Origin of the sequence: Pimelobacter simplex (assembly GCF_024662235.1) — a bacterium.
Taxonomy (GTDB): Bacteria; Actinomycetota; Actinomycetes; order Propionibacteriales; family Nocardioidaceae; genus Nocardioides.
In genome coordinates this window covers 2,909,471-2,929,079 of the sequence record NZ_CP096276.1, presented here as the reverse complement: position 1 = coordinate 2,929,079, position 19,609 = coordinate 2,909,471, and the positions used below count along the sequence as shown (strand labels likewise).

The window sequence follows — 19,609 nt, the reverse complement described above, 5'->3', positions numbered from 1 at the left end:
CCTAGGCCGACACGACGGCGGCCAAGGTGGCGCCCAGCTCGTAGGCGGCGTCCCGGTCAGCGATGTCGACATCGCCCATCACCTCGAGGACGGGTGCCGCCTGACGCCACGGCAAGGCGCCGACGATCGACTGCACCGAGCGCACCGCGCCGGTCGTGTCGTACCGACCGTGGACGTAGAGCCCGTAGGGCTTCTTGCCTCCCGTCGCCGCGGTGGCAGAGCCGTCGTCGGACAGCGAGCCGCCGATGGCCAGGAAGCTGCCGTCGAAGAAGTGCTTGAGCGCGCCGCTCATGTAGCCGAAGTTGGCCGTCGTCCCGAGCACGTACCCGTCGGCGGCGAGGACGTCGTCCGCGCTCGCCTCCAGCGCCTCCCGGACGACGACCTCGACGCCGCCGGCCTCCTGGACGTCCGGGTCGTGGGCGCCGGAGACGACCTGCTCCAGCAGGGCCTGCATCGAGCGGCTGGGGGAGTGGTGGACGATCAGCAGCCGAGGCATGTCGCCAGCCTAGGCCGGTCGGCTGCTAGGGTGGGGCCCATCATGACGCGAGCCCTCCTTCTTAGCGGCCGCAGCGAGGTCTGAAAGCCGGACCCCCTCGTTGCGGAGTGAGTTGCGCGCCCGGCGCCCATCTGGAAGCTCTCAGCACCCCGAGGAAGTCATGAACCAGCGCGTCACCATCCCCAGCCAGCAGCCCAGCGGGATGCCGTACCACCGCTACACCGCCTTCGAGCCCGTGACGGTCCCCGACCGCACCTGGCCGGACCAGAAGATCACCCGCGCCCCCCGGTGGCTCTCCACCGACCTGCGCGACGGCAACCAGGCGCTCATCGACCCGATGAGCCCCTCGCGCAAGATGAAGATGTTCGAGCTCCTGGTCCAGATGGGCTACAAGGAGATCGAGATCGGGTTCCCGGCCGCGAGCCAGACCGACTTCGACTTCGTGCGCCAGCTCGTCGAGGAGGACCGGATCCCCGACGACGTGCGGGTCTCCGTGCTGACCCAGGCCCGCGAGGACCTGATCGCGCGCACCGTCGAGTCGCTCCAGGGCGCGGCCAAGGCGACCGTCCACCTCTACAACGCGACCGCGCCGCTGTTCCAGCGCGTGGTCTTCGGCGTGACCGAGGCCGAGTGCATCGCGATCGCGACCCGGGGCACCGAGTGGGTCATGAAGTACGCCGAGCAGCTGCTCGACGGCACCGACTTCGGCTACCAGTACAGCCCCGAGATCTTCACCCAGACCCCGACCGACTTCGCGATCGAGGTCTGCGAGCGGGTCTCCGACGTGTGGCAGCCGGAGGAGGGGCGCGAGATCATCCTCAACCTGCCGGCCACCGTCGAGATGTCGACGCCCAACACCTACGCCGACCAGATCGAGTACTTCTCGCGCCACCTGTCCCGCCGCGCCCACTCGATCATCAGCCTGCACCCCCACAACGACCGCGGTACGGCGGTCGCCGCCACCGAGCTGGCGCTGATGGCCGGTGCCGACCGGGTCGAGGGCTGCCTGTTCGGTCACGGCGAGCGCACCGGCAACGTCGACCTGGTCACCCTCGGCATGAACCTGTTCAGCCAGGGCATCGACCCGCAGGTCGACTTCTCCGCGATCGACGAGATCCGGCGCACGGTCGAGTACTGCACCCAGCTGCCCGTCCACCCGCGCCACCCGTGGGCCGGCGACCTGGTCTACACGGCGTTCTCCGGCTCCCACCAGGACGCCATCAAGAAGGGCCTGGAGGACCTCGACCGGATCGCGGCCGAGCAGGGCAAGCCGGTTGGCGAGATCCCGTGGGAGGCGCCGTACCTGCCGATCGACCCGAAGGACGTCGGTCGCACCTACGAGGCGGTCATCCGGGTCAACAGCCAGTCGGGCAAGGGCGGCGTCGCCTACGTGCTCAAGGCCGAGCACAGCCTGGACCTGCCGCGCCGCGCGCAGATCGAGTTCAGCCGGGTCATCCAGCAGCACACCGACGCCCAGGGCGGCGAGGTCACCCCCGAGGCGATCTGGGAGATCTTCCGCAAGGAGTACCTCGACCGCGAGGAGCCCTACAGCCTGGTCTCGTTCTCCTCCACCACGAGCGAGGACGGCGAGGACAGCCAGGAGGTGCGGCTCGTCGTACGCGGCGAGGAGCGGACCTTCACCGGCATGGGCAACGGCCCGGTCGCCGCGTTCGTCGATGGCATGCGCCAGGCGGGTGCCGACATCCGGGTGCTCGACTACGCCGAGCACGCGCTCTCGTCGGGCGGCGACGCCGTCGCGGCGGCGTACGTCGAGTGCGAGGTCGCCGGCGAGATCGTCTGGGGCATCGGCCTGCACCACAACATCGTCACGGCCTCGCTCCGTGCGGTGGTGTGCGCGGCCAACCGGGCGCAGGCGATCACCATCCCGACCGGGGCCTGAGCATGGGTCGCGCCGCGCTGGCCTCGGAGCAGGTCGGCCAGCTCTTCGTCGAGAGCCGGCGCGGGCGCGACCGCCTGGAGTACACCGAGTACGGCGCCGGGGACGCCTGGGTCGTCCTGGTCCCGCCGCTCCTGGTGCCGCGCCGGGTCCACGCCCACACGGCGCGGACCCTCGCGGCCCACGGCCTGCACGTCCTCGCGCTCGACCCCCTCGGCCACGGCCGCTCCGACCGCCCGGCCGACCCGCTGTCGTACTCGGTGAGCGCCTTCGCGGCCCAGGTCGTCGCACTGCTCGACCACGTCGGTGCCGCCCGCGCCGTCGTCGGCGGCAGCGCGATCGGCGCCAACGTCGCCCTCGAGGTCGCCGTCACCGCGCCCGAGCGGGTCGCCGGCCTGCTCCTCGACGGACCGGTCCTCGACAACGCCCTCGGCGTCCAGCTCGGCGTCCTCACACCGGTCCTCGCCACCGCCCGCCTCGCCCCGCTGGCCATCAGCGCGGCCCGCCTGGTCACCCGCCCGGTCCCGCGCCGGGTCCTCCCGGAGTGGCTCGCCCTCGGCCTCGACACCCTCGACGTCCGCCCCGGCCCGGTCGCCGCCGCCGTCCACGGCGTCCTCTTCGGCCGGCTGGCCCCCGCCAGCGCCGAGCGCGCCGCGATCACCGCCCCGACCCTCGTCCTGGCCCGCCCCGCCGACCCCTTCCACCGGGCCGCGGACGCCGCCATGGTCGCCGCCGAGATCTCCGGCGCCACCCTCGAACGGGCCGAGGCACCCCTGGAGTGGCGCCGCCGTCCCGAGCGCCTGGACCTCGTGGTCACCCGGTTCGCCCGCGACTGCACCCGCCCGGGACGCCGCAGCCGGCATACCCGGTCTTCCTAATCCGGTTGCCGTCATTTGCCAGGCGTGCGAGGCTGCGCGCCATGCACATCCCCCGACTCCGTTCTCTCCTCGCCGCCGCGGCGACGTCCGGCCTGCTCGTCGCCGGGACGGCCGGCGGCGCCGCGGCCGGCACCTGGTCGCACACCGACCCTGCCGGCGACGTCCTCGCGCTCGACTTCCCCGACCCCCACAGCGCGCCCGTCGAGACGCCGCAGCCCGACCGGACCACCGGCGACATCACCCGGGTCCGCGTCCAGCACTCCGCGCGCAAGGTCGTCCTCGTCCTCGCGATGCGCCAGGCGCTGGCGCCTGACGGCTGGGGGATCGTCGGCACCGTCAAGACCGAGCGCCGTACCTACGCCGTGCGCTGGATCCGGGACAGCCGCACCCGCAAGCTGTGGCTCGTCAAGAACCCCGACGGCAACGACGTCGTCGTCGCGTGCCGCGGCCTGGCCAAGAAGGTCGACAACCGGGCCGGCACGGTCCGGTTCAGCGTCCCGCGCTCGTGCCTGGGCAACCCGCGATGGGTGCGGGCCAACCTGTCGGTCTACGACTACGACGGGCCCACGCGGACCTATGCCGACGACGGCCTCGACGCCGGCGGCTGGGAGCGCGTCCCGCTCTCGCCGAAGGTGCGGCGCGGCTGATGGGCGCCGTACCGGTCAGCAGCCTGCCGCGCTCACGTAGCACCTCAGCGGCGGCTCCGCGCGCAGCAGCGGAGCCCCGCCGAGGCTGACCGTCGGCAGCACGGTGCTGACCAGCCGGGGCAGCGCGAAGAGCACGGGCGCGTAGGCCCGGGCGTCGACCGGGTCCAGGCCGGGCATGTACAGCCGGCGGCAGGCGGACCGGTCGACCCGGGCGGCGACGGCCGGTCCGTCGTGGTCGAGCGCATCCATCACGATCGCATACGTCGTGGGGCTGATCGTCCCGGTCAGCACGTGCTCGTAGGGGTCGAGCCGGCAGACGTCCTGGACGCGGACGTTGGCGATCCGGCCGCCGCCGGTGCTGAGCGCGGACGACGGCGGCGGGGTGACCACCTCGTCGAGCATCGTGTAGACGTTCGTGTAGTCGATCCCGGCGAAGGTCTCCGCGCCGCTGTTGAGCGCCTTCATGAACGCCGACCCGGCGAGCTGCTGCCACACCGCCGGCACACAGGTGGTGAGCCCGCGCAGGCAGCCGGGGATCCCTCGGGTGCCGTGGTTCGAGGGCGCCATGCCGATCACCTCGGCGACCATCGGGCGCACGTCGGGCCAGAAGCGCAGCGCCCAGCGGGGGTTCATCCCGCCCTGGCTGTGGCCGAGGATCGCGATCTTGCGGCCGGTGCGGGCGTGCATGGTGCGGATTGCGTGGACGACGTACTCGCCGGCGACCTGGATGTCCCCGAACGTGTGCTGCGGCATCGTCACCAGGCAGTAGTAGCGGCCCTGGGCGGCGAAGACGTTGACCCAGTTCCACGAGTAGTTCTCGACCGGCGTCACGCTGGTGGCCGGGTTGAGCAGGATCGGCGCCGGGCCGGTCGCGGGGTCGCCGTGGCAGTCGAGCGACGCGTCGAGGGTGGCCCTCGGGACGGAGAGCGCCGGGCCCGGCCGGTCGAGCGGGGCGTACGCCGTGTCGTCGGCCCGGGCCGGCCCTGCCAGCGCCACGAGGCAGGTCGCGAGGGCGGTCACGAGCGGCAGGAGCAGGGCGAGGGTGACGCGACGCATGGCGGTTCAACGGGGTGGCGCCGGGCTTCGTCACGCCCCAGGCAGCACAATGGAGGGGTGCCGCTCTACCGTGACGAGGCGATCGTCCTGCGCACCCACAAGCTGGGTGAGGCGGACCGCATCATCACGCTCCTGACCCGCGAGAACGGCCGGGTCCGCGCCGTGGCCAAGGGTGTACGCCGGACCACCTCGCGGTGGGGCTCGCGGCTCGAGCCGTTCACCCACGTCGACCTCCAGATCGCGGAGGGGCGCAACCTCGACACGATCACCCAGGCCGAGACCCGCGGCTCGTACGCCGCCCCGATCGGCTACGACTACGACCGCTACACCGCGGGCACCGCGATGCTCGAGACCGCCGAGCGGCTCGTCGTCGAGGAGCGCGAGCCCGCGCGCCAGCAGTTCGGGCTGCTCCTCGGGGCGCTCAACGCGATGGCCGGCGGGCAGCGGCTGCCCTGCCACGTGCTCGACTCCTACCTGCTGCGCGCGCTGGCGATCGCCGGCTACGCGCCCGCCTTCGTCGACTGCGCCCACTGCGGCCGCCCGCCCGTGCTGGCCACCGGCGAGCTCGGCCACCACCGCTGGTTCAACCCGTCGATGGGCGGCGTCCTCTGCTCCACCTGCCGGATCCCGGGCTCGGCCACGCCGGCCCCCGAGACGCTGGTCCTGCTCGGGGCGCTGCTCGCGGGCGACTGGCCGGTCATCGAGGCCGCCGAGCCGCGTCCCGTGCGCGAGGCCAGCGGGCTGATCGCGGCGTTCGTGCAGTGGCAGCTCGAGCGCGGGCTGCGGTCGCTGGCCTACGTCGAGCGCTGACCCGAGCGCTGCCAGACTGGTCCCCGTGACTCGCGCTTCCCGTCGTACCCGTGCCGCCGAGGCGGCCGCCGCCCGTGGCCCGGTCCGCCCGCCGACCCCGCACCCCTCGGGGGTGCGGCCGCCCGCCGTACCGGCCGAGCTCGTGCCGCACCACGTCGCGATCGTGATGGACGGCAACGGCCGCTGGGCCAAGGAGCGCGGCCTGCCCCGCACCAAGGGGCACGAGGAGGGCGAGTCGAGCCTGTTCGACGTCGTCGAGGGCGCCATCGAGATCGGGGTCAAGGCCATCTCGGCGTACGCCTTCTCGACCGAGAACTGGTCGCGCAGCCCCGACGAGGTGAAGTTCCTGATGGGCTTCAACCGCGACGTCATCCGCCGTCGCCGCGACGAGATGCACGAGCTCGGCGTCCGGGTCCGCTGGGCCGGGCGCGCGCCGCGGCTGTGGAAGTCGGTCATCACCGAGCTCCAGGTCGCCGAGGAGCTCACGAAGCACAACGACGTCCTGACCCTGACCATGTGCGTCAACTACGGCGGCCGCTCCGAGCTCGGCGACGCCGCCAAGGCGCTGGCCCGCGACGTCGCGGCCGGCAAGATCAACCCGGACAAGGTCGACGAGCGCACCCTCGGCCGCTACCTCTACGTGCCCGAGCTCCCCGACGCCGACCTGATCTGGCGCACCTCGGGCGAGCAGCGGCTCTCGAACTTCATGCTTTACCAGGCGGCGTACGCCGAGTTCGTCTTCTCCGACGTGCTCTGGCCCGACGTCGACCGGCGCGACCTGTGGCAGGCGATCGACACCTACGCCCGCCGGGACCGGCGCTACGGCGGGGCGGAGCCCAACCCGACGAAGTAGCGCGTTCCGGCGCACGAAGGAGCACGAAGAGGCGGTCGAGGCTGCGTCCTCGACCGCCGGTTCGTGTCACTTCGCCCGCCGGAACGCGCTACTTCGCCGGGCGGGCGGACCCGGTTCAGTGCTCGTCGTAGTGCGCGCCGTGCACCGCGTGCCGGTGCCCGTCGTGGACGTAGTCCACGTGGTCGTCGTGCGGTACGGCGAGGTGCCCGCACCCCGGTCCGTGTGCGTGCGGGTGCTCACCGCAGGCGTCGTGCTCGGGCGCGGCCTGCCCGGACGCGAACGGCTCGCGCAGGCGCGCCCGGCGGCGCAGCCAGATGCCGATCGGCCAGGCGACGGCGTAGCAGGCGAGGGCGAGCAGGACGATCGTCGGCCCCGGCGCCACGTTGACCTTGTACGACGCGAAGGTCGCCGCCACCAGCCCGCCCACCGAGGCCAGGGTGCCGAGCGCCATGGCCGCGCCGAGGGTGGTCCGGAACGAGCGGGTGACCTGCTGGGAGGTGGCGACCGGCACCACCATGAGCGCGGAGACGAGCAGCAGGCCGACCGTGCGCATGGCGACCGTGACGGAGACGGCGGCGAGCACCGCGACGAGCACGTTGTAGGAGCGCACGCGCAGGCCGGCGACCCGGGCGAACTCCTGGTCCTGGGCGACGGCGAAGAGCTGGGGTGCCAGGCCGACGCAGAGGCCGACGACGGCGATGGCCAGGCCCATCGTGACGAGCACGTCACTCGACGAGATGGTGTTCAGTGACCCGAAGAGGTAGCGGTTGAGCGCGGAGGCGCTCTGCCCGGCGAGCCCGCTGATGAAGATGCCGCCGGCCAGGCCGCCGTAGAACAGCAGGGCGAGGGCGACGTCGCCGTTGGTCTGCCCGCGCTCGCGGATCACCTCGATGAGCACCGCGCCCAGGACGGCGACGAGCACGGCGGTCCACAGGGGAGAGGCGCCGGTGAGCAGGCCGATCGCGACGCCGGTGACGGCGACGTGGCCGATGCCGTCGCCCATCAGGGCGAGGCGGCGCTGCACGAGGAAGGTGCCGATGGCCGGCGCGGCGAGTCCGGTGAGCAGGGCGGCGATGAGGGCGCGCTGCATGAACGGCTCGGCGAACAGCTCGAGGGGGGACATCAGGCATCGCCTCGCGGCCGGTCGACGGGGGAGGAGACCTGGGGCACGTGGTCGGCCGTGGGGCGTCCGTGGTGATGGTGGTGCGTGTGCGGCTCGGCGAACCACGGCTGGTGCACCTCGTGGTCGAGCAGCGGGGGGCCGTCGTAGGCGACCCGTCCGTCGCGCAGGACGACGGCGCGGTCGACCAGGGGCGCCAGCGGCCCGAGCTCGTGGGCGACCAGGACGATGGTCGCGCCGCGCTCTTTGAGCCGGCGCAGGGTGTCGGCGAGCACCTGCTGGTTGGGCAGGTCGACGCCGGCGGTGGGCTCGTCGAGGAAGAACAGCTCCGGCTCGCCGGCCAGCGCGCGGGCGATGAGCACGCGCTGCTGCTGGCCGCCGGAGAGGTTGCTGACCGCGTCGCGGCGCCGGTCGGCGAGGCCGACGATCTCGAGCGCCTCGTCGATGGCGGCCCGGTCGGTCCGGGAGAGCGGGCGGAGCAGCCGGCGCCGGGTGAGCCGCCCGGCGGCGACGACCTCCCACACCGAGGCGGGGATGCCGGAGGCGGCGGTGGCGCGCTGGGGGACGAACCCGATCCGGCGCCAGTCGTCGTAGTCGTCGAGGGGGGTGCCGAAGAGGCGGACCTCACCGGAGACCAGCGGCCGCAGGCCGACCAGGGCACGCACGAGCGTGGACTTGCCCGAGCCGTTGGCGCCCATCAGGGCGACGAAGTCGCCGGGGGCCACGCTGAGGTCGATGCCGCGCAGCACCGGGCGGCCGCCGAGGGCGACGCTGCCGTGGCTGATCGCGACCGCGGCCGGCGCGGCCCGGGTCTCCGGGGTGGTGCTCATCGGCACCCGTTGGCGGCCACGATGGCCTCGAGGTTGGTGCGCATGAGCGTCAGGTAGTCCTCGTCCGCGGTGGCGTCGGTCAGCCCCTCGATCGGGTCGAGCACGCCGTTGCGGAGACCGAGGTCCTTGGCGAAGTTCTCGCCGAGGGCCGGCTTGAGCGGCTCGCTGAACACCGTGGTGATGCCTTCCGTCCGGATGAGCTCTTTCAGCTTGCCCAGCGTCGCACCGGTCGGCTCGGCGTCGGGGGTCAGCCCCACGATCGAGGCGACGTGGAGACCGTACTTCTCGAGGTACCCGAAGGCGTCGTGGGACACCACGATGGTGTCACGCGTGCAGGCGCCCAGGCCAGCGGTGTACTCCGCGTCGAGCGCCTCGAGGTCGGTGCGCAGCGCCGCGGCGTTGGAGCGGTAGCGCTCGGCGTGGTCGGCGTCGACGCCGGCCAGCTTGTCGGCGACGGCGTCGCCGAGGTCGGCCATGCGCAGCGGGTCCTGCCAGAAGTGCGGGTCGAGCTCGCCGTGGTCGTGGTCGTGCTCCTCGTCGTGCCCGTCCTCGCCGGCGTGCTCCTCGTGCTCCTCGGCCGACTCGTCGAAGGGCAGGGGGTCGACGACCTTGGTGGCGTCGAGGGTGGCGCCGCCGGCGTTCTGCTCGACGGCGTCGTCGACGGCCGGCTGGAAGCCCGACTCGTAGACGACGAGGTCGGCCGAGGCGAGCTCGGCGGTCTCCTTGACCGTCAGCTCGAGGTCGTGCGGCTCGGCACCGGGCTGGGTGAGCAGTTGGACGTCGGTGCCGGTGCCCTCGGTGACCCGGTCGGAGACGTAGGCCAGGGGGTAGAAGGCGGCGGCGACGGTGGTCTTGCCGTCGGCCTTGGTGTCGTCGCTGAACGCCGAGCAGCCGGAGGCGAGCAGGGCGAGGGAGGACAGGGCGACGAGGCCGGACATCAAGCGCATGAGAATCATTCTCATCTGCGGAGCAGGCCCGGTCAAGTCGGCGACGCGGTGCCTCGGGCGGCACGGCTCAGGTCAGGTGGCGCACCAGCTCCCGGCCGACCGCCCGCAGCGGCGCGTCCGTACGACGGGCGCGGCTGACCAGCAGCGCCCCCTCGATCGCGCTGACGACGAGCGCGGCCCGGTCCGCCGCCTCGGCCGCGGGGTGTCCCCGCTCGGTGAGCGCGGCGGCGAGGACGTCCTCCCAGCCCGCGAAGGCGTTCCCGGCGGCGGCGCGCGCGGCCGCCGTCTCGTCGGGGGACAGGGCGGCCGCGGCGACCGGGCAGGTCGCGGCGAAGTCGCTGCCGAGCAGCACCCCGGACCAGTGGTCGATCATCGCCTCGACCGCGGTGGCGGGGTCGGCGCTGTCGACGATCCGGCGGATCAGCAGGCCCATCAGCTCGCCCGCGCGGCGGGTGGCGTCCTCGGCCAGCTCGGCCTTGCCACCGGGGAAGTGGTGGTAGATCGAGCCGCGCGGAGCGCCGCTGTGGGCCACCACGTCGCGCAGCGAGGTCGCCGCCACGCCGCGCTCGCGGAACAGGGCGATCGCGCTGTCGAGCATCGCCTCGCGCGGCGCCGCGAGCCGGCCGCTCATGCGCGCTCCAGCCGGGCCGGCACGTACTTGTGCCAGGGCGTCCCGGCCAGCCAGTCCCGGTGGTGCACGGAGGTCAGCTCGTTGGGCGCGACGCCGGGGGAGCCGTCGGGGTGGACGACGCCGAGGCCGTTGGGCAGCGAGACGTGCCCGGGCTGGAGGGTGTCGGTGACCTCGGCCGTCGCGACCGCGCTGCCGGCCTCGGTCACCACGCGGACGGCGTCCCCGGTGCCGACGCCGAGCGCGGCGGCGTCGGCCGGGCTGATCCGGAGCGCGCCGTCGGCGTCGCGCCGGCGCCAGGAGGGATCGCGGATGATCGTGTTGGCGGTGAACGAGCGCCGCTCGCCGGCGGAGAGCACGACCGGGAACTCCGCGCTGGTCCACGAGCTCGGCTCGTCGGCCAGGGCGCGGAACCGCTCGACGAGCTCGGGGATCTCGAGCGTGAAGCGCCGGTCCGGCCGCCGCACGTAGTCCCACGCGTCCGCGTGCTCGTCGCGGGTGAAGACGACGGCCTCGCCCTCGAGGATCCGCCGGAACAGCCGGTTGCCGGGCTCGAACCCGGGCCCGCCGAACCCGGCCCGGGCCACCGCCGCGGGCTGGTTGAGCGCGCACAGCTGGGCGACGCCCCAGAGCGCGGCGGCGCTGCGGGCCCCGCCGAGCGTGGGCCCCAGCGTCTCGTGCAGCAGGTACGCCGCCAGCCCCATCAGCCGCGGCCGGGCCGCCACCGTCGCGAAGAACGCCAGCGCGTACTGGGTCGTCCCGCGCGCGGCGGCCCGGCGCAGGGGGGCGAGCACGCTCTCGTCGACGACGCCGAGCTCGCGCACCAGGCGGGCGTAGATCTCCGGCTCGGGCAGGGTGCCGGGCAAGGGGTCCATCAGCGGCGCGCGCAGGTGGAAGACGTTCTCGGGGAAGTCGACGTTGAAGAACGTGCACTCCCACTTCTCGAACTGGGTGGCCGCGGGCAGCACGTAGTCCGCCTCGCGGGCGGTCTCGGTCATCGCGATGTCGACCACGACGCTCAGCTCGAGCGCACGCATCGCCTTGCGGAAGCCGGCCGAGTCGGCCAGCGAGTGCGCGGGGTTGACGCTGTCGATCCACATCGCCCGGAACCGGTCGGGGTGGTCGGTGTCGATCTCCTCGGCGATGGAGTTGCACGGCACCAGCCCGGCGATGATCCGCGCCCCCGTGACCGGCGTACGACGCTCCGCCGCCGGCGTGCGCGCCGGCGCCCCGGGCGCGCCACCTCCGGTGGCCACGGCCGCGACCGGCCCGCGCAGCGCCGGGCCGCGGGCGCGGCGACGAGGTCGGGCAGGAAGGCCGGCAGCCGGACCGCGCCGGCGACGGCGAGGTCGCTCGCGGCACCCGCGACCCGCCGGAGCGGTGAGCGCGGCCGCCGCGACCCGCCGGAGGGCGCCGCGGGCGAGCCGCCGCCCGCGATCGCCGCGAAGGTCGAGTGCAGGAACATCCCGCCCTCCTGTGCGAAGCTGCCGGTGAGGATCCACAGCATCTTGTTGAGGTAGGAGCTCAGCGTGCTGTGCGGCGCCTGCTGGATGCCGAGGTCCTCGTAGGTGCACACGCTCGCGGCGGTGCCGATCCGGCGGGCGGTGGTGCGGATCAGGTCCTCGGGCACGCCGCAGCGGGCGGCGTAGTCGGCGACGTCGACCTCGCGGTAGGCCGCGAGCACCGGCTCCGCGCCGGTCGTGTGGTCGCGGACGAAGGCGTGGTCGACGAGGTCCTCCTGGACCAGGACCGCGCCGAGCGCGGCCAGGCACCACGCGTCGGTGCCGGGGCGGACCTGCAGGTGGACGTCGGCCATCGCCGCGGTCTCGCTGCGCCGCGGGTCGATCACGACCATGGTCCGGGCCGGGTCGGCCGCCATCTCCTTGAGCACCGGCCGGGCGCGGGGGAAGGAGTGCGACTGCCACGGGTTCTTGCCGACGAAGACGACGACCTCGGCGTGCTCGAAGTCGCCCTTGGTGTGGCCGCCGTAGAGCCGGCCGTCGACGTACATCTCGCCGGTCTTCTCCTGGGCGAGCGCGTTGGACTTGTACTTCGCGCCGACCGCGGCCTGGAGCGACTGGCCGTAGCCCGCGCCGAGGTGGTTGCCCTGCCCGCCGCCACCGTAGAAGAAGATCTTGTCGCCGCCGTGCTCGTCGCGGATCGCGGCCAGGCGCCCGGCGATCTCGGTGATCGCGGTGTCCCAGTCGATCTCCTCGTAGGTGCCGTCGGGGCGCCGCCGCAGCGGGCTGGTCAGCCGGGGCGTGCCGTTCTGGTAGCGGTCGAGGCGCAGCGGCTTCTCGCAGGTGTAGCCCGCCGACGAGGGATGGTCCTTGTCGCCGCGGATGCGCAGGAGCCGGCGGTCCTCGACCTGCACCTCGATCCCGCAGTTGCACTCGCACAGGATGCAGGCCGACTTCTGCCAGGTGGGTTCGGAGGTCGTGGTCATGGTGGCTCCCGCCGCTCGACTATGACAGGTGTCATAGTCGCTTCCGCCGACCGCCGCGTCAAGGGCCGGCCGGGTGCGTAGAGTGCGGCTCGTGCTCGTCGTGAACCGCTTCCGCGCGGGGGAGGACCCCGCCTCGCTCCGGGCCGATCTCGAGCGCGTGCACGGACTCCTGGCCGACAAGCCGGGCTATGCCGGCGGCTCGATCGGGCGCAACCTCGACGACCCGGACCTGTGGGTGCTCACCACCCGCTGGGACAACGTCGGGGCCTACCGGCGGGCGCTGTCGTCGTACGAGCTCAAGCTGCACGGCGTGCCGGTGCTGAGCCGGGCGATCGACGAGCCGGGCGCCTACGAGGTGGTCGAGCCCGGCGGCGTGCTCAACGTGGCCGACGCTCGCGTAACCTAGGCCTTTACTTCGCGTCCCGCGCGAGACCGACAACAGAAGTCACGCCCGGCAGCCAGCCGGGCTCGTCCCCCGAAGGATTCCCCGTGGCCAAGCCGCCCCCGTCCACCGTCGACCAGGTCGTCTCCCTCGCGAAGCGCCGAGGCTTCGTCTACCCCTGCGGGGAGATCTACGGAGGCACCCGCTCCGCCTGGGACTACGGTCCGCTGGGCGTCGAGCTCAAGGAGAACATCAAGCGCCAGTGGTGGCGCTCGATGGTGCAGAGCCGGGACGACGTCGTCGGTCTCGACTCCAGCGTCATCCTGCCGCGCCAGACCTGGGAGGCCTCGGGCCACGTCGCGACGTTCAACGACCCGCTGACCGAGTGCCTCTCCTGCCACAAGCGCTACCGCTACGACCACCTGCAGGAGCAGTACGCCGAGAAGAAGGGGATCGCCAACCCCGACGACGTCGACCTCAAGGACGTCGTCTGCGCCAACTGCGGCACCCGCGGCGCGTGGACCGAGCCCCGTGAGTTCTCCGGCATGCTCAAGACCCACCTCGGTGTCGTCGAGGACGAGTCGGGCCTGCACTACCTGCGCCCCGAGACCGCCCAGGGCATCTTCCTCAACTTCGCCAACGTGGTCACCTCGCAGCGGATGAAGCCCCCGTTCGGCATCGCCCAGATCGGCAAGAGCTTCCGCAACGAGATCACGCCCGGCAACTTCATCTTCCGCACCCGTGAGTTCGAGCAGATGGAGATGGAGTTCTTCGTCAAGCCGGGTGAGGACGACGAGTGGCACAAGTACTGGATCGAGGAGCGCACCCGGTGGTACGTCGACCTCGGCATCAACCCCGACAACCTGCGCCACTTCGTGCACCCGATCGAGAAGCTGAGCCACTACTCCAAGGGCACCACCGACATCGAGTACCGCTTCAACTTCACCGGCTCCGAGTGGGGTGAGCTCGAGGGCATCGCCAACCGCACCGACTTCGACCTCTCGACCCACGCCGAGCACTCGGGCAAGGACCTGTCGTACTTCGACCAGGCCAACAACACCCGCTACGTGCCCTACGTCATCGAGCCCGCAGCCGGCCTCTCGCGCAGCCTGATGACCTTCCTGGTCGACGCCTACGCCGAGGACGAGGCGCCCAACACCAAGGGCGGCGTCGACAAGCGCACCGTGCTGCGCCTCGACCCGCGCCTGGCGCCGGTCAAGGTCGCCGTGCTGCCGCTGAGCCGCAACGAGGACCTCACGCCGCGGGCCAAGGCCGTCGCGACCGAACTGCGCGCGCTGTGGAACGTCGAGTTCGACGACGCGGGTGCCATCGGCAAGCGCTACCGCCGCCAGGACGAGATCGGTACGCCCTACTGCGTCACCGTCGACTTCGACACCCTCGACGACCAGGCGGTCACCGTGCGCGACCGGGACACCATGTCCCAGGAGCGGGTGGCCCTCGACAAGCTGACGACCTACTTCGCCGAGCGGCTCGTCGGATGCTGACCCGCGTCCGGCTCGCCGCCGTGCCGGTGGCCGCCCTCGTGGCGGCCGCCGGCCTCGCGGCGTGCGGGTCGGACGCCGGCAAGGACGCCGACGACCGCCCCCGGGCGAGCGAGGCGCCCAGCTCGACGGCGCCCGCGTCGTACCTCGCGGTGCCCGAGGGCACCACGCTCACCGAGCCCGGCACGCAGCTGGGGCTGGGCGAGGAGGGCGTGATCGCCTTCCAGCGGCGCCAGGACGAGGTCGCGGTGCTCGAGGTCGCGGTGCAGAAGATCGAGCGCACCACCTTCGCCGCGTCGTTCCCGGGCTGGAACCTCGACGCGGCGACGGCCGCGCGGACGCCGTACTTCGTGCGGGTGGCGCTCACCAACGAGGGCGACACGGACCTGGGCGGGCTCAAGCTCGCCAACGTCCTGTGGGCCTCCGACGGCGCGACCCTGGAGGCGCCGAACTACTACACGGCCGAGCAGCTGCCGGCCTGTGTCGGCGCGGCGCTGCCGACGCCGTTCGCGGCGGGCGCCACGGCCGAGCTGTGCCAGGTCTACTTCATCGCGCCCGGCAAGGCGTTCGAGAACGTCACCTTCTCGCCCTTCGGCGGCCAGGACGCCGTCACCTGGAGCGGGGAGATCACCAAGGTGACCAAGCCGGCCAAGCCCGGCAAGCCCGGCAAGCCCGGCAAGTCCGGCAAGAAGGACAAGAAGGACGACAAGCAGTGACGCTGACCCTCGGTTCGCTCGAGGTGCCCGTGCCGGTGGTGCTCGCCCCGATGGCCGGCATCACCAACGCCGCCTACCGCCGGCTCTGCGCCGAGCAGGGGGCCGGGCTCTACGTCTGCGAGATGATCACCAGCCGCGGACTGGTCGAGGGCGACGAGACCACGAAGCGGATGCTCGTCTTCGACGAGGCCGAGACGGTGCGCTCGGTCCAGCTCTACGGCACCGACCCGACCTACGTCGGCCAGGCCACCAAGCTGTTGTGTGGTGAATGGGGTGTCAACCATGTCGACCTCAACTTCGGCTGCCCGGTGCCCAAGGTCACCCGCAAGGGCGGCGGCGGCGCGCTGCCGTGGAAGCGCAACCTGCTCGGCCGCATCCTCGAGGAGGCGGTGGCCGCCGCGGCGCCGTACGACGTGCCGGTGACGATGAAGACCCGCAAGGGCCTCGACGACGACCACCTCACCTTCCTCGACGCCGGCCGGATCGCCCAGGAAACCGGCGTCGCCGCCATCGCGCTGCACGGGCGCACGGTCGCCCAGGCCTACTCGGGCCAGGCCGACTGGTCCGCCATCGCCGAGCTGGTCGCCAGCGTCGACCTGCCGGTGCTCGGCAATGGCGACATCTGGGAGGCCGCGGACGCCGTACGGATGGTCGAGGAGACGGGCGTCGCCGGCGTCGTCGTCGGCCGCGGCTGCCTGGGCCGCCCCTGGCTGTTCCGCGACCTCGCCTCGGCCTTCGGTCCCGAGGGTCCCGGTGCCACCACGCTGCCCACGCTGGGCGAGGTGACCGTGATGATGCGCCGCCACGCCGAGCTGCTCAGCGAGCACATGGGTGAGGAGCGCGGCTGCAAGGAGTTCCGCAAGCACGTCACCTGGTACCTCAAGGGCTTCCGGGCCGGCGGCGAGCTGCGCCGCTCGCTCGGCCTCGTCGACTCCCTGGCCGCCCTCGACCGGCTGCTGGCCGAGCTCGACGGCGACGAGCCGTTCCCGGTCTCCGAGCTCGGCGCGCCCCGCGGGCGCCAGGGTGCTCCGCGGCACCGGATCGTGCTCCCGGAGGGCTGGCTGGACGACACCGACGGCCTCGGCGAGGGGGCCTGCGGCGTCCTCGAGGACGTCGACGAGACCACCGGTGGCTGAGTGTCGCGGCGCGTCCGGTGTGCGCGGGCTCACCCGCCCGAGGCGTCTCACCAATTGGTTGAAGGCTTGATCTCTGTGCTCTAGTAGCACGATGCTCTGGCCCAGGTCGGAGTCCTCGGGATACATCTGTCAGCGACAGCAAAGGAATCAGCGCGTGGCCACCAGCCACAAGCGGGAAACCGCGCGACGTACGCCCCGAGCCGCCCTCCTGGCCGGCTCGCTCGCCGTCCTGGCGACCACTGCGGTCGTCACCACCGGAGTCCTCGGCTCCTCCGAGCCCCCTGCCGACCTCGTCGCGCTCGACCGCGCCAAGGCCGCCTCAGGCTCGATCGAGGACCAGGCCTCCCGCGAGATCCCGGTGATCTCCCGCAGCGCCGACCGCTCGGCCGACGCCGTCGGGACGCGCCTGGACCGGATGCTGGCGACGCCGGCGGTCACCAAGGCCGTCAAGAACGCCGACACCCGCCGCTGGACGACGGCGCCCCTCAACCTCTGGACCCGCCCCGACAAGCGCGGCAAGCAGGTCGGCGAGCTCGAGGAGGGCGACAAGGTCGTCCTCACCGGCCGCCGCTACGCCGACCGCGCCGAGGTCGTCGTCGACGGCAAGGCCCGCTGGGTCACCGACGGCTACTTCAGCGACGAGAAGCCGGCCACCCTCGGCGGCGCGTGCACCAACGGCACCACCGTCCCGGACTCGGTCAGCGCCAGCATCAAGAAGGTCCACCAGGCCGTCTGCGCGGCCTTCCCCGACGTCAGCGTCTACGGCACGATCCGCGGCGCCTCGATCTCCGGCGACCACGAGACCGGCCGCGCGGTCGACATCATGATCTCGGGCGCGCGGGGCTGGCAGATCGCGGAGTTCGTGCGCGAGAACTACGCGGTGCTCGGCGTCTCCTACATCATCTACTCCCAGAAGATCTGGTCGGTCGAGCGCTCCGGCGAGGGCTGGCGCGGGATGTCCAACCGCGGCTCCGTCACGGCGAACCACCTCGACCACGTGCACGTCTCGGTCTACTGACCCAGCAGCACGTACGACGCCCGCCCCGGCCGCACCGGCCGGGTCGCGGTCGCCCGCTCGGCCGCGCCGTCCAGCCCCAGCCGCACCACCGCACCCCGGCCGGACCGCTCGACGAGCACGAGCAGGCTCCGCTCGCCCTCCCAGACCACGCTCGACGGGTCAGCACCCACCGGCAGGTCGAGCCCGGCCCGCGCTGAGCCGTCGGTGCTCCGCAGCACCTGGAGCCGGCGGCCCTCGACCGCGAGCACCGACGACCCGTCCGGACTGAACCACGACAGGTCGCCCGTGGTGGCCCGCCACCGGACGCTCCCGCGCGCGTCGATCACCAGCCGGGCCCGGTCGCCGCGCTGGCCGACGAGCAGCCCGCCGCGTGCGCTGACGTCGAGGACCCGGTCGACGCCGGGGATGCGGACCGGCGCGCCGTCGTACCCGGTGCGCCAGGCGCCGTCCTGGAACCCGCGGTTGTGGACGACCTCGCGGCCCAGGAAGCCGACCACCTGCGCCACGCCCGGGCCGATCGGCCGGACCACCTCGCCGGAGCCGTCCGCCGCGGCCCGGTGCACCGCGCCCACCGACCGGTCCTCGCTCTCGGGGCAGCGCAGGGTCACCCAGGCGACGTACCGGCCGTCGGGGGAGGCGACCGGCGTCCCGCCGGCGCAGCGCGAGCCGTCCACGCGCCGCCCGTGCCGGACCAGCGCGAGCCCGTTGGTCCCCTCGAAGTACGTCGCGTCCGCCACGAGCAGCCCGTCCGCGTAGGGGACGACCCCGCTCACCCCGCGCCCTCCGCCCGGGAGCCTCCACGTGTGCCCCGGCGTGACGTAGCGGCGGCCGTCGACGTACGGCACCGCCGGCGCCGGACCCACCGGGAGGTCGGCCCAGGAATCGGCCGGCGCGGGCGCCGCCGCGGGGGAGTCGTCGCACCCCGCGAGCGCCAGGACGCCGAGCACGAGGAGGGTCAGGAGCCGGGCCATGCCGAGATGACGCCCGGGCCGGGCCCGCGGTTGTCCGGCGCTCGATAGGGTCGGCCCGTGGACCCCGTCGAGCAGCGGTACGACGCGCACGCGCGCGAGCGGATCGTGCCCGAGCCGCCCAAGCGGGTCGAGGCGCCCGAGCGGCTGGCGTTCGAGCGGGACCGGGCGCGGGTGGTGCACGCGGCGTCGTTCCGGCGGTTGGCCGCGAAGACCCAGGTGGTCGGCCCGCAGAGCGACGACTTCGTCCGCAACCGGCTCACCCACAGCCTCGAGGTCGCCCAGATCGCGCGTGACCTCTCCCGGGCGCTCGGCACCCACCCCGACATCACCGAGACGGCCGCGCTCGCGCACGACCTCGGCCACCCGCCGTTCGGCCACAACGGCGAGCGCGCGCTCGCGGCGCTGGCCGGGGACGTCGGCGGCTTCGAGGGCAACGCCCAGACGCTGCGGCTGCTGACCCGGCTCGAGGCCAAGACGGCCGACGCCGGGCTCAACCTGACCCGGGCCACCCTCGACGCCTGCACCAAGTACCCGTGGGGCCCCGGTGAGGCCGGCACCCCCAAGTTCGGCACGTACGACGACGACCGCGCCGCGTTCGCCTGGGTCCGCAAGGGCGCACCCGAGCGCCGCCAGTGCGTCGAGGCCCAGGTGATGGACCTCGCCGACGACGTCGCCTACTCGGTCCACGACGTCGAGGACGGCACGGTCGCGGGCAAGATCGACCTCACCCGGCTCGACCCGGCGGCGGTCTGGGAGACGGTGCGCGCCTGGTACCGCCCCGGCGCGACCGATGCCGAGCTCGACGCGGTGCTCGAGCGGCTGCGCGCGGTCGGCAGCTGGCCCCGGGCGTCGTACGACGGCCGCCGGGGGAGCCTGGCCGCGCTCAAGAACCTCACCAGCGACCTGATCGGCCGCTTCTGCGGCGCCGTGCAGGAGGCGACCTTCGCCGCGAGCGAGGGCCCCTTCGTGCGCTACGCCGCCGACCTGGTCGTGCCTGCGGACACCTGGGCCGAGATCACGGTGCTCAAGGGCGTGGCCGCGCACTACGTGATGGAGGACGCCTCGCACCGCGCCCAGCTCACCCGGCAGCGCGAGCTGCTCACCGAGCTGGTCGTCGTCCTGCTCGACCGGGGCAGCGACGCCCTCGACGAGACGTTCGCCGCCGACTGGCGGGCCGCGGCCGACGACACCGCCCGGACCCGGGTCGTCATCGACCAGGTCGCCTCGCTCACCGACGCGAGCGCGGTCGCCTGGCACGCCCGCCTGGTCGGCTAGC

20 protein-coding genes are annotated in these 19,609 nt (G+C 73.2%); 11 read left to right on the top strand and 9 right to left on the bottom strand.

What is annotated here, in order from left to right; all coding sequences use genetic code 11:
• Window position 1 precedes the first annotated feature (1 nt).
• The gene (locus M0M48_RS14390) at window positions 2-496 is read right to left on the bottom strand and encodes a flavodoxin family protein (RefSeq protein ID WP_257751669.1); all 495 of its coding nucleotides are present in this window, start codon (window positions 494-496) and stop codon (window positions 2-4) included.
• 160 nt (window positions 497-656) lie between these two features.
• On the opposite strand from M0M48_RS14390, the gene leuA reads away from it, so the two are divergent.
• Genes leuA through M0M48_RS14375 form a run of 3 tightly spaced genes read left to right on the top strand, consistent with a single transcriptional unit; the run spans window position 657 to window position 3,918 of the window.
• Window positions 657-2,396, top strand: coding sequence for a 2-isopropylmalate synthase (gene leuA / locus M0M48_RS14385; protein ID WP_257751668.1), 1,740 nt, complete (start codon window positions 657-659; stop codon window positions 2,394-2,396).
• 2 nt (window positions 2,397-2,398) lie between these two features.
• Window positions 2,399-3,271 carry an alpha/beta hydrolase gene (locus M0M48_RS14380; protein WP_257751667.1) on the top strand — a complete coding sequence of 291 codons (873 nt, stop codon included), beginning with the start codon at window positions 2,399-2,401 and terminating at the stop codon, window positions 3,269-3,271.
• 41 nt (window positions 3,272-3,312) lie between these two features.
• Entirely contained in the window at window positions 3,313-3,918 is a 606-nt protein-coding gene (locus M0M48_RS14375; protein WP_215816818.1) for a hypothetical protein, read from the top strand.
• Between the two features lie 15 nt (window positions 3,919-3,933).
• On the opposite strand, the gene M0M48_RS14370 is transcribed toward M0M48_RS14375, so the two are convergent.
• Window positions 3,934-4,974, bottom strand: coding sequence for an esterase/lipase family protein (locus M0M48_RS14370; RefSeq protein WP_257751666.1), 1,041 nt, complete (start codon window positions 4,972-4,974; stop codon window positions 3,934-3,936).
• Window positions 4,975-5,031: 57 nt separating this feature from the next.
• Here M0M48_RS14370 and recO point away from each other — a divergent pair, with 57 nt between their 5' ends.
• Together recO and M0M48_RS14360 are read left to right on the top strand one after the other, a co-directional pair.
• Window positions 5,032-5,784 (top strand): DNA repair protein RecO, encoded by a 753-nt coding sequence (gene recO / locus M0M48_RS14365; protein WP_215816815.1) that lies wholly within the window; start codon window positions 5,032-5,034, stop codon window positions 5,782-5,784.
• A 25-nt stretch (window positions 5,785-5,809) separates the two neighbouring features.
• Window positions 5,810-6,637 carry an isoprenyl transferase gene (locus tag M0M48_RS14360; protein WP_257751665.1) on the top strand — a complete coding sequence of 276 codons (828 nt, stop codon included), beginning with the start codon at window positions 5,810-5,812 and terminating at the stop codon, window positions 6,635-6,637.
• Window positions 6,638-6,752: 115 nt separating this feature from the next.
• On the opposite strand, the gene M0M48_RS14355 is transcribed toward M0M48_RS14360, so the two are convergent.
• From M0M48_RS14355 to M0M48_RS14330, 6 genes are all read right to left on the bottom strand, one after another.
• Window positions 6,753-7,760 carry a metal ABC transporter permease gene (locus tag M0M48_RS14355; protein ID WP_257751664.1) on the bottom strand — a complete coding sequence of 336 codons (1,008 nt, stop codon included), beginning with the start codon at window positions 7,758-7,760 and terminating at the stop codon, window positions 6,753-6,755.
• Window positions 7,760-8,587 (bottom strand): metal ABC transporter ATP-binding protein, encoded by an 828-nt coding sequence (locus M0M48_RS14350; RefSeq protein WP_257751663.1) that lies wholly within the window; start codon window positions 8,585-8,587, stop codon window positions 7,760-7,762. Before M0M48_RS14350 ends, M0M48_RS14355 begins: the two co-directional genes overlap by 1 nt.
• Window positions 8,584-9,534, bottom strand: a complete 951-nt coding sequence (locus tag M0M48_RS14345) for a metal ABC transporter substrate-binding protein (protein ID WP_257751662.1) — start codon at window positions 9,532-9,534, stop codon at window positions 8,584-8,586. Before M0M48_RS14345 ends, M0M48_RS14350 begins: the two co-directional genes overlap by 4 nt.
• A gap of 67 nt (window positions 9,535-9,601) precedes the next feature.
• A complete protein-coding gene (locus M0M48_RS14340) occupies window positions 9,602-10,165 on the bottom strand; it encodes a TetR/AcrR family transcriptional regulator (protein WP_257751661.1) in 564 nt (187 codons plus the stop codon).
• Window positions 10,162-11,295: a molybdopterin dinucleotide binding domain-containing protein gene (locus M0M48_RS14335; RefSeq protein ID WP_257754486.1), complete on the bottom strand. Its 1,134-nt coding sequence runs from the start codon at window positions 11,293-11,295 to the stop codon at window positions 10,162-10,164. The genes M0M48_RS14340 and M0M48_RS14335 overlap by 4 nt, the downstream gene beginning before the upstream one ends.
• Window positions 11,181-12,608 carry a molybdopterin-dependent oxidoreductase gene (locus M0M48_RS14330; protein ID WP_257759338.1) on the bottom strand — a complete coding sequence of 476 codons (1,428 nt, stop codon included), beginning with the start codon at window positions 12,606-12,608 and terminating at the stop codon, window positions 11,181-11,183. Before M0M48_RS14330 ends, M0M48_RS14335 begins: the two co-directional genes overlap by 115 nt.
• 91 nt (window positions 12,609-12,699) lie before the next feature.
• On the opposite strand from M0M48_RS14330, the gene M0M48_RS14325 reads away from it, so the two are divergent.
• The 5 genes from M0M48_RS14325 (at window position 12,700) to M0M48_RS14305 (ending at window position 17,362) form a co-directional block, all read left to right on the top strand.
• Window positions 12,700-13,014, top strand: coding sequence for an antibiotic biosynthesis monooxygenase family protein (locus M0M48_RS14325; RefSeq protein WP_215816808.1), 315 nt, complete (start codon window positions 12,700-12,702; stop codon window positions 13,012-13,014).
• Between the two features lie 83 nt (window positions 13,015-13,097).
• Window positions 13,098-14,495 carry a glycine--tRNA ligase gene (locus tag M0M48_RS14320; protein ID WP_215816807.1) on the top strand — a complete coding sequence of 466 codons (1,398 nt, stop codon included), beginning with the start codon at window positions 13,098-13,100 and terminating at the stop codon, window positions 14,493-14,495.
• Window positions 14,489-15,208: a hypothetical protein gene (locus M0M48_RS14315; RefSeq protein ID WP_257751659.1), complete on the top strand. Its 720-nt coding sequence runs from the start codon at window positions 14,489-14,491 to the stop codon at window positions 15,206-15,208. Before M0M48_RS14320 ends, M0M48_RS14315 begins: the two co-directional genes overlap by 7 nt.
• Window positions 15,205-16,344: a tRNA dihydrouridine synthase DusB gene (dusB, locus tag M0M48_RS14310; protein WP_257751658.1), complete on the top strand. Its 1,140-nt coding sequence runs from the start codon at window positions 15,205-15,207 to the stop codon at window positions 16,342-16,344. The genes M0M48_RS14315 and dusB overlap by 4 nt, the downstream gene beginning before the upstream one ends.
• A 154-nt stretch (window positions 16,345-16,498) precedes the next feature.
• Entirely contained in the window at window positions 16,499-17,362 is an 864-nt protein-coding gene (locus M0M48_RS14305) for a hypothetical protein (RefSeq protein ID WP_257751657.1), read from the top strand.
• On the opposite strand, the gene M0M48_RS14300 is transcribed toward M0M48_RS14305, so the two are convergent.
• Window positions 17,356-18,333: a hypothetical protein gene (locus tag M0M48_RS14300; RefSeq protein WP_257751656.1), complete on the bottom strand. Its 978-nt coding sequence runs from the start codon at window positions 18,331-18,333 to the stop codon at window positions 17,356-17,358. The genes M0M48_RS14305 and M0M48_RS14300 overlap by 7 nt on opposite strands.
• A gap of 57 nt (window positions 18,334-18,390) precedes the next feature.
• Here M0M48_RS14300 and M0M48_RS14295 point away from each other — a divergent pair, with 57 nt between their 5' ends.
• Complete coding sequence (locus M0M48_RS14295) at window positions 18,391-19,608, top strand: deoxyguanosinetriphosphate triphosphohydrolase (RefSeq protein ID WP_257751655.1); 1,218 nt, start codon at window positions 18,391-18,393, stop codon at window positions 19,606-19,608.
• Window position 19,609: the final 1 nt, after the last annotated feature.

Coding starts and splice junctions, on each gene's coding strand:
- M0M48_RS14380 (WP_257751667.1), top strand. CDS start 2,399: ATGGGTCGCGCCGCGCTGGCCTCGGAGCAGGTCGGCCAGCTCTTCGTC.
- leuA (WP_257751668.1), top strand. CDS start 657: ATGAACCAGCGCGTCACCATCCCCAGCCAGCAGCCCAGCGGGATGCCG.
- M0M48_RS14300 (WP_257751656.1), bottom strand. CDS start 18,333: ATGGCCCGGCTCCTGACCCTCCTCGTGCTCGGCGTCCTGGCGCTCGCG.
- M0M48_RS14330 (WP_257759338.1), bottom strand. CDS start 12,608: ATGACCACGACCTCCGAACCCACCTGGCAGAAGTCGGCCTGCATCCTG.
- M0M48_RS14355 (WP_257751664.1), bottom strand. CDS start 7,760: ATGTCCCCCCTCGAGCTGTTCGCCGAGCCGTTCATGCAGCGCGCCCTC.
- M0M48_RS14315 (WP_257751659.1), top strand. CDS start 14,489: ATGCTGACCCGCGTCCGGCTCGCCGCCGTGCCGGTGGCCGCCCTCGTG.
- M0M48_RS14345 (WP_257751662.1), bottom strand. CDS start 9,534: ATGCGCTTGATGTCCGGCCTCGTCGCCCTGTCCTCCCTCGCCCTGCTC.
- M0M48_RS14370 (WP_257751666.1), bottom strand. CDS start 4,974: ATGCGTCGCGTCACCCTCGCCCTGCTCCTGCCGCTCGTGACCGCCCTC.
- M0M48_RS14375 (WP_215816818.1), top strand. CDS start 3,313: ATGCACATCCCCCGACTCCGTTCTCTCCTCGCCGCCGCGGCGACGTCC.
- M0M48_RS14340 (WP_257751661.1), bottom strand. CDS start 10,165: ATGAGCGGCCGGCTCGCGGCGCCGCGCGAGGCGATGCTCGACAGCGCG.
- M0M48_RS14390 (WP_257751669.1), bottom strand. CDS start 496: ATGCCTCGGCTGCTGATCGTCCACCACTCCCCCAGCCGCTCGATGCAG.
- M0M48_RS14350 (WP_257751663.1), bottom strand. CDS start 8,587: ATGAGCACCACCCCGGAGACCCGGGCCGCGCCGGCCGCGGTCGCGATC.